This window comes from Shigella sp. SIG3 (genome assembly GCF_053555855.1).
This window is the reverse complement of the sequence record NZ_JBQZXE010000113.1, coordinates 1-11,855: the sequence shown is the minus strand read 5'-3', so window position 1 is coordinate 11,855 and position 11,855 is coordinate 1. Positions and strand designations below refer to the sequence as shown.

Sequence of the window (11,855 nt, the reverse complement as noted above, 5' to 3'; positions counted from 1 at the left end):
TGATTTTTTAAGCAAGTTAAGTTGTTCAGTATCAAGTTTTTTTGCACCTGTGCGTGGCACTTGTTCTATATAACGATAAGCTTCACCATAGGCTTTATTTAATTGCGTATCGACGAGATTGTATTCTTGTCGCAGGCATGATTTGATCACGTTAATGTCAGTATCATCATCTGAATTTTTTTGCCAACAATCTTTGATGGCTGAAGTGTCATGGTCGTTTACTATAACCGTATCTTCTGCGTAAGCCTGGCAAGAGATAATGCCTAATGTTAATACAAGAAATTTAAACACTTCGGTATTCCTTAAATTGAACAGTTATCGTTTTCCTGGGCCTGGATATTACGCTTCTGGCCTCTTACTCAACAGTGAGAAAACAATGGCATGTCCGTTTTCAGAATACATTTAGATGGCAATAAAAAAGCCTGATCGGCTAACCCTGATCAGGCTTCACTCTCACGAAAAATCGATTACATACGCTCTACAGTCTCAATACCCAGCGTATCCAGACCCAGCTTCAGCGTCTTCGCTGTCAGTTGTGCCAGTTTCAGACGGCTGTTACGCACTTCTTCGTTTTCTGCGCTGAGGATCGGGCAGTGCTCGTAGAAGCCAGAGAACAGACCGGCCAGATCGTACAGGTAAGCACACATTACATGCGGCGTGCCTTCACGGGCAACCACGGTGAGGGTTTCTTCAAACTGCAGCAGGCGAGCTGCCAGTTGCGCTTCACGATCTTCACGGATGATTACCGGAGCTGCAGCCAGTTGCTCTTCGTTAATTTCTGCTTTACGGAACACGGACAATACACGCGTGTAAGCATACTGCATGTATGGCGCGGTATTACCCTCAAACGCCAGCATGTTGTCCCAGTCGAAGATGTAGTCCGTGGTGCGGTTTTTGGAGAGATCCGCATATTTCACCGCACCAATACCAACCGCGTTAGCCAGTTTTTCCAGCTCGTCAGCTGGCATATCCGGGTTCTTTTCTGCCACCAGACGACGTGCACGCTCCAGGGCTTCATCCAGCAGGTCTGCCAGTTTCACTGTACCACCCGCGCGGGTTTTGAACGGTTTGCCGTCTTTACCCAGCATCATGCCGAACATGTGGTGTTCCAGCGGTACGGATTCCGGTACATAGCCTGCTTTACGGACGATCGCCCATGCCTGCATCAGGTGTTGATGCTGACGGGAGTCGATGTAATACAGCACGCGATCGGCATGCAGTGTTTCATAACGATATTTCGCACAGGCGATATCAGTGGTGGTGTAGAGATAGCCGCCATCTTTCTTCTGAATGATCACGCCCATCGGTTCGCCTTCCTTGTTTTTAAACTCATCAAGGAATACGACGGTCGCCCCTTCGCTTTCTACTGCCAGACCTTTGGCTTTGAGATCCGCCACAATTCCTGGCAGCATTGGGTTGTAGAGGCTTTCGCCCATCACGTCATCACGGGTCAGCGTCACGTTGAGACGATCGTAAGTGATTTGGTTCTGCGTCATGGTGATGTCGACCAGTTTGCGCCACATCTCGCGGAAATATTCGTCACCGCTTTGCAGTTTTACCACGTAGTTACGTGCACGCTCGGCAAACTCTTCATCTTCGTCGTAATGCTTTTTCGCATCGCGGTAGAAACCTTCAAGGTCAGCCAGCTCCATTTCACCGGCGTTTTCCTGCTGCTGCTTTTCCAGCCATGCAATCAGCATACCGAACTGAGTGCCCCAGTCGCCGACGTGGTTTGCGCGAATCACTTTGTGACCGAGGAACTCCAGAGTACGCACTGCTGCGTCACCAATAATGGTAGAGCGCAGGTGACCGACGTGCATCTCTTTCGCCACGTTTGGCGCAGAGTAGTCAACCACAATGGTCTGTTTTTCTGGCGTAGCAACACCGAGACGATCGGACGCCAGCGCCTGCTGAACATGTTCAGCCAGGAATGCCGGATCAAGGAAAATGTTGATAAAGCCTGGACCGGCGATCTCAACTTTGCTGGCGATACCGTTAAGATCCAGATGAGTCAGCACCTGCTCTGCTAATTGTCGCGGTGCCATACCCAGTTTTTTAGCAACTGCCATCATGCCGTTAGCCTGATAGTCGCCGAACTGAACTTTTGCTGACTGACGAATCTGCGGTTCGCAATCCGCAGGCGCGCCTGCCGCAATCATGGCCTGACGGACTTTTTCTGAGAGAAGAGCCTGAATATTCACCGGAATACCTTACATTGATGAAGCGAGCAAAAATTGCCCGCACCAGTTAAAGAAATTAGGGCGGGAGTATACTGCAAATGGCTGTTTTCGTCAGCAACGTGCGCGTGGCGTATTGCCGTTTTCACTATTGCATCAGAAGCGGCGTGAAATCAGCGGTTGGTTGGCACAGGGCAACAGGGTAAATTAACGCTTTTACTGAAAGACGAAGAGTGATTATGGCGAACTGGCAATCTATCGACGAGCTGCAGGATATTGCATCGGATTTACCGCGATTTACCCACGCATTAGATGAACTTTCCCGCCGTCTGGGGTTGGATATCACTCCGCTGACTGCCGATCACATTTCTTTGCGTTGCCATCAAAACGTCACCGCTGAGCGCTGGCGTCGCGGTTTTGAACAGTGTGGCGAGCTTTTGTCAGAAAAAATGATCAATGGCAGACCGATTTGTCTGTTTAAATTGCATGAACCGGTACAGGTTGCGCACTGGCAGTTTTCCAATGTGGAGCTACCGTGGCCTGGGGAAAAACGTTACCCACACGAAGGTTGGGAACATATTGAAATCGTTCTGCCGGGTGATCCAGAAACGCTGAATGCCCGTGCGCTGGCATTGCTTTCTGATGAAGGACTCAGCCTACCGGGGATCTCAGTTAAAACCAGTTCACCAAAAGGTGAGCATGAGCGATTACCGAATCCGACGCTGGCGGTCACCGATGGCAAAACAACTATTAAGTTTCATCCGTGGTCCATTGAAGAGATCGTTGCCAGCGAGCAGTCAGCGTAATTAAGGAGCAAAAATGGCATTACTGGAAATTTGCTGTTACAGCATGGAATGTGCACTAACGGCGCAGCAAAACGGCGCAGACAGAGTTGAATTATGCGCAGCCCCAAAAGAGGGGGGCTTAACGCCGTCGTTGGGGGGACTGAAATCCGTGCGCCAGCGGGTGACGATCCCTGTGCATCCGATAATTCGCCCACGCGGTGGTGATTTTTGCTACAGCGACGGTGAGTTTGCCGCCATTCTTGAGGATGTGCGCACGGTCCGCGAATTAGGTTTTCCTGGACTGGTGACGGGCGTTCTCGATGTTGATGGGAATGTCGATATGCCACGAATGGAAAAAATAATGGCTGCTGCCGGTCCGCTGGCAGTGACTTTTCATCGCGCCTTCGATATGTGCGCTAACCCTTTATATACACTCAATAATCTTGCGGAATTGGGCATTGCCCGGGTACTGACATCAGGGCAAAAATCAGACGCACTGCAAGGTTTATCAAAAATTATGGAACTTATTGCCCATCGTGATGCTCCAATCATTATGGCTGGAGCAGGAGTCCGTGCAGAAAACCTGCACCACTTCCTCGATGCCGGAGTGCTGGAAGTCCATAGCTCCGCGGGAGCGTGGCAAGCCTCACCGATGCGTTATCGTAATCAAGGATTGTCCATGTCATCAGATGAACACGCGGACGAGTATTCGCGTTATATCGTAGACGGGGCGGCGGTTGCTGAAATGAAAGGAATCATTGAACGCCATCAGGCCAAATGATTTTTACCGTTGCATCATGTCGCCCAATATGATGCTTGCTCGTACCAGGCCCCTGCAATTTCAACAGGGGCCTTTTTTTATCCCTGAGCAGTATAAAAAACGAACGATAACCGTGATCTGTTGAGCGGGTGACAGTGCGCATAGCGTTGTGCTAAAAATATTTTTTATATTCACATTGATTATGGGATTTAAATTGCTAAAACTGATAAATATATATTCTAAATAGCAACTGGGTTATTCCTTAGCAATTAATGATTACATTGTAATAAATCATATTCTTTATCGATTATTTCAGGCAGTGTTGTGCCGAGTTATGCAAGCGGTTAATTCGTTGTGTATTTAATTATACAATGATTTCGGTGTTCTGGAATTTATTTAGAGGAATCTATGCGAGGGAAAAAACGCATTGGGTTATTGTTTTTGCTGATAGCGGTTGTGGTTGGTGGCGGCGGGTTATTGCTGGCGCAAAAAGCCTTACATAAAACGTCGGATACAGCATTTTGCCTTTCCTGCCACTCGATGAGTAAACCTTTTGAGGAATATCAGGGAACTGTCCACTTTTCGAACCAGAAAGGGATACGTGCGGAATGTGCCGATTGCCATATTCCAAAGTCAGGGATGGATTATTTATTTGCTAAATTAAAAGCATCTAAAGATATTTATCATGAATTTGTTAGCGGCAAAATAGACAGTGACGATAAGTTCGAAACTCATCGCCAGGAAATGGCCGAAACAGTATGGAAAGAATTAAAAGCAACTGACTCTGCAACGTGCCGTAGTTGCCATTCTTTTGATGCCATGGATATTGCCTCGCAAAGTGAATCTGCGCAGAAAATGCATAACAAAGCACAAAAGGGCGGCGAAACCTGTATCGATTGTCATAAAGGCATTGCCCATTTTCCGCCAGAAATAAAAATGGATGACAACGCGGCGCATGAGCTGGAAAGTCAGGCCGCTACTTCAGTGACTAATGGCGCACATATTTATCCTTTCAAAACTTCTCGCATAGGCGAGCTGGCTACCGTGAATCCTGGTACCGATCTCACCGTCGTTGATGCCAGTGGCAAACAGCCGATCGTTCTGTTGCAGGGTTATCAAATGCAGGGCAGTGAAAACACGCTCTACCTGGCGGCAGGTCAACGGCTGGCGCTAGCCACATTAAGTGAAGAAGGTATCAAGGCGCTCACGGTAAACGGGGAATGGCAGGCTGACGAATACGGCAATCAATGGCGTCAGGCGTCTTTACAGGGTGCGCTTACCGATCCCGCATTAGCGGACCGTAAACCGCTATGGCAATACGCTGAAAAACTTGACGATACCTATTGCGCTGGTTGTCATGCCTCTATTGCCGCCGACCATTACACCGTCAATGCGTGGCCGTCCATTGCCAAAGGAATGGGGGCACGAACCAGCATGAGCGAAAACGAACTGGACATTTTAACGCGGTATTTCCAGTACAACGCCAAAGATATTACCGAGAAACAGTGATCCTCGTTGATCAGGGAGGAAGTTATGGCATTAACAAGACGTGAATTTATTAAACACAGCGGTATTGCCGCTGGAGCGCTGGTGGTGACATCGGCAGCACCGCTCCCCGCATGGGCAGAAGAGAAGGGCGGTAAAATCCTCACCGCGGGACGTTGGGGAGCGATGAGCGTAGAAGTGAAGGACGGCAAGATTGTTTCTTCGACAGGCGCGCTGGCGAAAACCATACCGAACTCCTTACAGTCTACGGCGGCGGATCAGGTACACACCACGGCGCGTATTCAGCATCCGATGGTGAGAAAAAGCTATCTCGACAATCCACTGCAACCGGCGAAAGGTCGTGGCGAAGATACCTATGTACAGGTGAGCTGGGAACAGGCATTAAAACTGATTCATGAGCAACATGAGCGTATTCGTAAAGCTAACGGACCATCGGCCATTTTTGCCGGATCTTACGGCTGGCGCTCTTCTGGCGTGTTGCATAAAGCGCAAACCTTACTGCAACGTTATATGAACCTGGCGGGCGGTTATTCCGGGCATAGCGGCGATTATTCAACCGGGGCAGCACAGGTGATCATGCCGCATGTGGTCGGTTCTGTAGAGGTGTATGAACAGCAGGCCTCCTGGCCGCTGATTCTGGAAAACAGCCAGGTTGTGGTGCTGTGGGGAATGAACCCGCTGAATACCTTAAAAATTGCCTGGAGCAGTACCGATGAGCAAGGGCTGGAATACTTCCATCAGCTGAAAAAATCTGGCAAACCAGTGATTGCCATTGATCCTATCCGCTCCGAAACCATCGAATTCTTTGGCGATAATGCCACCTGGATCGCGCCGAATATGGGCACCGACGTGGCACTGATGTTAGGGATTGCGCATACCCTGATGACACAAGGCAAACACGATAAAGTGTTCCTTGAAAAATACACTACCGGGTATCCGCAGTTTGAAGAGTATCTGACAGGTAAGAGCGATAATACGCCGAAGAGCGCGGTCTGGGCGGCGGAAATTACTGGCGTACCGGAAGCGCAGATAGTCAAACTCGCTGAACTGATGGCGGCGAATCGCACAATTCTGATGGCAGGCTGGGGAATTCAGCGCCAGCAATATGGTGAACAGAAACACTGGATGCTGGTGACGCTGGCGGCGATGTTAGGGCAGATTGGTACACCGGGCGGCGGTTTTGGTTTCTCTTATCATTACTCCAATGGTGGCAACCCGATGCGTGTTGGCGGCGTGCTGCCGGAAATGTCTGCGGCGATTGCCGGACAGGCCAGCGAGGCCGCTGATGATGGCGGAATGGCGGCGATTCCTGTTGCCCGTATCGTCGATGCGCTGGAAAATCCTGGCGGCAAATATCAGCATAACGGTAAAGAACAAACGTATCCGAATATCAAAATGATCTGGTGGGCGGGTGGCGGTAACTTTACCCATCACCAGGATACTAATCGTCTGATCAAAGCCTGGCAGAAACCGGAGATGATCGTCGTTTCTGAATGCTACTGGACCGCAGCAGCCAAACACGCAGATATCGTATTACCGATCACCACATCGTTTGAGCGCAATGACTTGACGATGACCGGTGATTACAGCAACCAGCATATTGTGCCGATGAAGCAGGCTGTTGCTCCGCAATTTGAAGCGCGTAACGATTTTGACGTGTTTGCCGATCTTGCGGAATTACTCAAACCTGGCGGAAAAGAGATCTATACCGAAGGTAAAGATGAAATGGCGTGGCTGAAATTTTTCTATGATGCCGCTCAGAAAGGGGCCCGTGCGCAACGCGTCACTATGCCAATGTTTAATGCCTTCTGGCAGCAAAATAAACTGATCGAAATGCGCCGCAGCGAGAAGAACGAACAGTACGTTCGTTATGGTGATTTCCGCGCCGATCCGGTGAAAAATGCGCTGGGTACGCCAAGCGGCAAAATTGAGATTTACTCCAAAACGCTGGAAAAATTTGGCTATAAGGATTGCCCGGCACACCCAACCTGGCTTGCGCCTGATGAGTGGAAGGGTACCGCCGACGAGAAGCAGTTGCAGCTTCTGACCGCACATCCGGCACACCGTTTACACAGTCAGCTTAACTATGCGGAACTGCGTAAAAAATATGCGGTTGCCGATCGTGAACCGATCACTATTCACACCGAAGATGCTGCTCGATTTGGTATTGCGAATGGCGATCTGGTGCGTGTCTGGAACAAACGTGGTCAGATTTTGACAGGCGCGGTGGTGACTGACGGGATCAAAAAAGGCGTGGTATGCGTGCATGAAGGTGCATGGCCAGATCTGGAAAACGGCTTGTGTAAAAACGGCAGTGCGAACGTGTTAACGGCGGATATCCCCAGCTCGCAGCTGGCAAATGCCTGTGCCGGTAACTCTGCGCTGGTGTATATCGAAAAATATACGGGTAACGCACCGAAGTTAACGGCATTTGATAAGCCTGCTGTTCAGGCGTAAGAAGTGAATAGCGCCCGGAAACGGGCGCTGAGGTTATGCAAACGTAAAACTGCCTGATGCGCTATGCTTATCAGGCCTACATAGTCCCTGCAATAGATTGAATTAGCAAGGGTTTGTAGGCCGGATAAGGCGTTCACGCCGCATCCGGCAGTAATACCAGACCTTTACGGCTTGCGCGCAATCAGCACCGCGCGTTTAGGCGCAGGATAACCTTCAACTGTCTTACTCGGATCATGTGGGTCGAGGAAATCGGACAGAGATTCGGTAACCATCCATTCAGTGCGTCGCTGCTCTTCAGTAGTGGTAACGCACACATCCACAATGCGGATATCTACAAAACCACACTTCTTCAGCCAGTTTTTCAGCGCCAGCGCGGAAGGGATGAAATAGACATTACGCATTTGCGCGTAACGATCGCCTGGTACCAGCACCGTGTTCTCATCGCCATCAATAACCAGCGTTTCCAGCACCAGTTCACCCTCATTCACCAGTTGATCTTTCAACTGCCAGAGATGCTCCAGCGGCGAACGGCGATGGTAAAGCACGCCCATCGAAAAGACGGTATCAAAGGCTTTCAGTGCCGGAAGCTGTTCAATACCTAACGGTAACAAATGTGCGCGCTGATCGTTACCCAGTAGTTTACGCACCGCTTCAAACTGGCACAGAAACAGTTGCGTAGGGTCGATCCCCACCGCGAGGTGCGCGCCTGCGCCAATCATGCGCCACATGTGATAACCGCTGCCGCAGCCGACATCCAGAATGGTGCGTCCGGTTAAATCAGAAAGATGGGGCAGAACACGATCCCATTTCCAGTCGGAACGCCATTCGGTATCGATGTTGACGCCATACAGTGAGAACGGCCCTTTGCGCCATGGCATCAGGTTCCGCATAAGCGTTTCAATGCGTTTAATTTGCCCGGTGCTCAGTGGCTCTTCGCTTTCGGCGGTTACGCTATGCAATAAATCCAGACGATACGGTTTAATTTCAGGCAGAAATTCCACCGTGTTGGACCACTGCTTAAACAGCCCGTGCTGCTGCTCGCGCTGCCAGTTAGCAATCTGCGCGGGCAGCGTTTCGAGCCAGTGTGAAAGATGATTTTTGGCAATCAGAGAATAAAAGTTACCAAAGTCGATCATGCAGCGTCCTCTGCCTTTAATGCCACCAGTGAACCAAAGTTAAAGCACTGGAACCACAGCTCGCTATGCTCAAAACCGGCTTTATGCAGGCGTGCTTTATGGGTTTCCACGGAATCGGTCAGCATCACGTTTTCCAGCATGCTGCGCTTCTGGCTGATCTCCAGTTCGCTGTAACCGTTGGCACGTTTAAAGTCGTGGTGCATGTTGAACAACAGTTCACCAACTTTGGCATCTTCGAAACTGAATTTTTCCGAAAGCACCAGCGCGCCGCCCGGGTTCAGTCCTTGATAAATTTTATCCAGTAATGCCTGGCGCTCGGAAGGTTCCAGGAATTGCAGGGTAAAATTCAGCACCACCATCGATGCGTTTTCAATGGCGATATCGCGAATATCACCTTCAATGACGTCTACTGGCGTAGGGGCTTTATAGGCGTTAATATGACGACGGCAGCGTTCAATCATCGCCGGGGAGTTGTCGATGGCAATAATTTTGCAATTATCATGATGAATGTTGCGACGCACCGAGAGCGTCGCCGCGCCCAGAGAACAACCCAGATCGTAAACCTGCGTACCAGGTTGAACGAAGCGCTCGGCTAACATACCAATCATGGAAATAATATTGGAATAGCCGGGAACGGAACGCTGGATCATATCCGGGAAGACTTCAGCTACCCGTTCATCAAAGGTCCAGTCGCCCAGTCTGGCGATAGGGGCAGAAAATAGCGTGTCGCGGTGAGACATAACGTAAAAATCCGGGAAAAAGAAAGTGGCGTATTGTGCGCTAACGCAGGGAGAAAACCAACTCCCAGGGCATATACCAAAGATTCGCCAGCACCATCAGCAACAGCGCACACCAGGTGGCGCTCATGCCGGAACGTCGCCAGCGAAACAGACGGTGATGAAAACCGTAATAATGCATCAGACGACCAGCAAGCAAAACGATGCCGCAAATATGCACCATCCAGGTTTCTGCGCCATTCATTTCCATAAACAGCATCAGCACAATCGCGATGGGAATATATTCCACCGCGTTACCATGAATGCGAATAGCGCTTTGCAGTTCGCTAAAACCACCGTCACCATAGGCAACGCGGTACTGCATTCGCAGGCGAACGACATCAAAAGAGAACTTCATTAATAACAACGCACTTAAAACGGCATATAGCGCGCTTACCATACAAACTCCCTTTAAAATGGCCGATGGCACCTGTCTATGATAGGTGGCAAATTCAGAAAAGAGAAGATTGCTGTGGAATAGCCGGAACTGCTCCGATCTCTGGAAGCGTTTTACGTAAGTCTTCCCACAGGGTATGTACCAGTTCCGGGGCCTGGGCAATATCTGGCGTATGTAAAAAAAGATAAGGCGTAGTGGTCTGATGCCACTGCGCTAATTTTTGTAACCAGACCTGAAATAATTCCCGGTTTTGCGTCATATCATCACTACCGATAAAACGGATCAGCGGATTTGTCGCCGTCAGTACAGCATGTACCGGAACTTTAGGTTTTTTTCGTTGAGCGTCGCGAATAGCTTCACTGTGTGGACGTGATGCATGAACCGGGCGGCTGTCTAAAATCACCCGATTAACGCCGCGCTGATGTAAACCGCGATTAAGCGTTTGTTCCTCTTCCCCTTTGGCGAAAAACTGTGGATGGCGGACTTCCACACCATAATTAAATTCGCCAGGGAGAGAATCGAGAAAATGCCAAAGCGCAGGCAGCTCCCGTGGGCCGAATGTGGCAGGCAGTTGCAGCCAGTATTGCCCAATGCGCGGAGCCAACGGTGACATGCGGGTCAAAAATTCAGTCACTAAATCATCGCAATGTCGTAATGCTGCCTGATGCGAAATGGTCGCCGGAAACTTAAAACAGAAGCGGAAGTCATCTGTGGTCTGTTCACGCCAGCGCAGGACAACCTCGGGTTTCGGCAGGGCGTAAAGCGTGGTGTTGCCCTCCACGCAGTTAACATGACGGGTATTGAAGGCTAACCCACTGATTTTAATAAGTCTCTTGTGTCACTTTGGTGACCATGGGACATAATCTGCCAGCTTCTGATTCAGCATTGCGATCTGTTCTGCATTACTGTCAGTCATCCATGCTCCGTATACATTGAACACCATCTGGGCACTTGCATGGCCCATCTGGCTGGCAATGAAGCTTGGGTTTGCTCCGGCAGATAATGACCAGCACGCATAAGTGTGTCGTGACTGGTATGCTTTCCGGTGCCTGATGCCCGCACGCTTAATGGCTGTTTCCCATGAGTCGCCAATGGAATCTACCTTGTAGATAAAACCTACCTGTTTGCTTTTTCTAACCACCTGGGGGTTAAATACGAAAGTACATTCATGATTCACTGAACGTCCATATTCACGTAGTTGAACCTTGATGTGGTGCTGCTTACCCAGTCTTGTCATTTCAGCCTGATTTTTCAGGACACTGATAGCGGGCTGGATAAGATGCACAACCCTGTTTGTACTTGCTTCAGTTTTAGGTAGAGTGAACTCACCGAGTTTCGTATAATTGCGCCTGATAGTAATAGTTCCTGCTTTCATATCGATATCTTCCCAGGCCAGGGAGACCAGTTCACCGTGACGCATTCCTGTGTACACAGCCAATGACCACAGGTTTTTCGTCTGCTGATGTCGGCAAGCATCTATCAGGCGAATAAATTCGTCACGAGTTAACGGATCTGGCTCTGCCCTGGCTCTTTTAAGAGGCTTAATTCCCTGGAAGGGATTTGCTTCTAAGTAACCGTGATCTGCAGCAAACTGAAACATTCCAGCGATTGTCGTCATGTAATAATTTACAGTAACGACGCTCCGTCCTTTTGCTGCTGCTTTGTTTTTCGTTGAATTCTGATACCCGGTCAGCAAATCTTTCCTGATATACAGCAATTCCTCTTTGGTTACCGATGACACCAGTCTGCCGCCTCCAATTTTCGGAACCATCGTTCTTGCAACGGATTCATAGCGATTGAATGCATTTGCAGAGATTTCCATTCGTTTCAGATCCAGCCACTTTTCTTCAAGTTCCTTCAC

At 49.5% G+C, this 11,855-nt stretch carries 12 protein-coding genes; 5 read left to right on the top strand and 7 right to left on the bottom strand.

The annotated features are described in order from the left end of the window. Positions 1 to 291, bottom strand: a 291-nt coding sequence (locus tag ACUU1I_RS16690) for a lysozyme inhibitor LprI family protein (protein ID WP_032157090.1), incomplete at its 3' end; no start/stop codon positions are given. Positions 292 to 381: 90 nt separating this feature from the next. Between ACUU1I_RS16690 and ACUU1I_RS16685 the strand changes: the two genes are divergently transcribed. After that, the gene (locus tag ACUU1I_RS16685) at positions 382 to 426 is read left to right on the top strand and encodes a hypothetical protein (RefSeq protein ID WP_212734366.1); all 45 of its coding nucleotides are present in this window, start codon (positions 382 to 384) and stop codon (positions 424 to 426) included. A 41-nt stretch (positions 427 to 467) separates the two neighbouring features. Here the strand turns inward: ACUU1I_RS16685 and argS are convergent, their stop codons facing one another. After that, positions 468 to 2,201: an arginine--tRNA ligase gene (gene argS, locus ACUU1I_RS16680; RefSeq protein WP_001025293.1), complete on the bottom strand. Its 1,734-nt coding sequence runs from the start codon at positions 2,199 to 2,201 to the stop codon at positions 468 to 470. A 215-nt stretch (positions 2,202 to 2,416) separates the two neighbouring features. On the opposite strand from argS, the gene ACUU1I_RS16675 reads away from it, so the two are divergent. From ACUU1I_RS16675 to torZ, 4 genes are all read left to right on the top strand, one after another. Further along, positions 2,417 to 2,983: a VOC family protein gene (locus ACUU1I_RS16675; RefSeq protein WP_005048653.1), complete on the top strand. Its 567-nt coding sequence runs from the start codon at positions 2,417 to 2,419 to the stop codon at positions 2,981 to 2,983. Positions 2,984 to 2,996: 13 nt separating this feature from the next. Continuing rightward, positions 2,997 to 3,743 carry a copper homeostasis protein CutC gene (cutC, locus tag ACUU1I_RS16670; protein WP_001185715.1) on the top strand — a complete coding sequence of 249 codons (747 nt, stop codon included), beginning with the start codon at positions 2,997 to 2,999 and terminating at the stop codon, positions 3,741 to 3,743. A 387-nt stretch (positions 3,744 to 4,130) separates the two neighbouring features. After that, complete coding sequence (locus tag ACUU1I_RS16665) at positions 4,131 to 5,231, top strand: NapC/NirT family cytochrome c (RefSeq protein WP_001214307.1); 1,101 nt, start codon at positions 4,131 to 4,133, stop codon at positions 5,229 to 5,231. Positions 5,232 to 5,255: 24 nt separating this feature from the next. Beyond that, positions 5,256 to 7,685 carry a trimethylamine N-oxide reductase TorZ gene (gene torZ, locus ACUU1I_RS16660; RefSeq protein WP_005069116.1) on the top strand — a complete coding sequence of 810 codons (2,430 nt, stop codon included), beginning with the start codon at positions 5,256 to 5,258 and terminating at the stop codon, positions 7,683 to 7,685. A gap of 164 nt (positions 7,686 to 7,849) precedes the next feature. Here the strand turns inward: torZ and cmoB are convergent, their stop codons facing one another. The 5 genes from cmoB to ACUU1I_RS16635 form a co-directional block, all read right to left on the bottom strand. Next, positions 7,850 to 8,821 (bottom strand): tRNA 5-methoxyuridine(34)/uridine 5-oxyacetic acid(34) synthase CmoB, encoded by a 972-nt coding sequence (cmoB, locus tag ACUU1I_RS16655; protein ID WP_000564755.1) that lies wholly within the window; start codon positions 8,819 to 8,821, stop codon positions 7,850 to 7,852. After that, a complete protein-coding gene (gene cmoA / locus ACUU1I_RS16650) occupies positions 8,818 to 9,561 on the bottom strand; it encodes a carboxy-S-adenosyl-L-methionine synthase CmoA (protein WP_000019600.1) in 744 nt (247 codons plus the stop codon). The genes cmoB and cmoA overlap by 4 nt, the downstream gene beginning before the upstream one ends. Positions 9,562 to 9,601: 40 nt before the next feature. Next, positions 9,602 to 9,997, bottom strand: coding sequence for an MAPEG family protein (locus ACUU1I_RS16645; RefSeq protein WP_000252980.1), 396 nt, complete (start codon positions 9,995 to 9,997; stop codon positions 9,602 to 9,604). A 52-nt stretch (positions 9,998 to 10,049) separates the two neighbouring features. Then, entirely contained in the window at positions 10,050 to 10,820 is a 771-nt protein-coding gene (locus ACUU1I_RS16640; RefSeq protein ID WP_050544124.1) for a DUF72 domain-containing protein, read from the bottom strand. Positions 10,821 to 10,832: 12 nt separating this feature from the next. Next, a partial coding sequence (locus tag ACUU1I_RS16635) for a tyrosine-type recombinase/integrase (RefSeq protein ID WP_449144860.1) occupies positions 10,833 to 11,855 on the bottom strand: 1,023 nt, incomplete at its 5' end.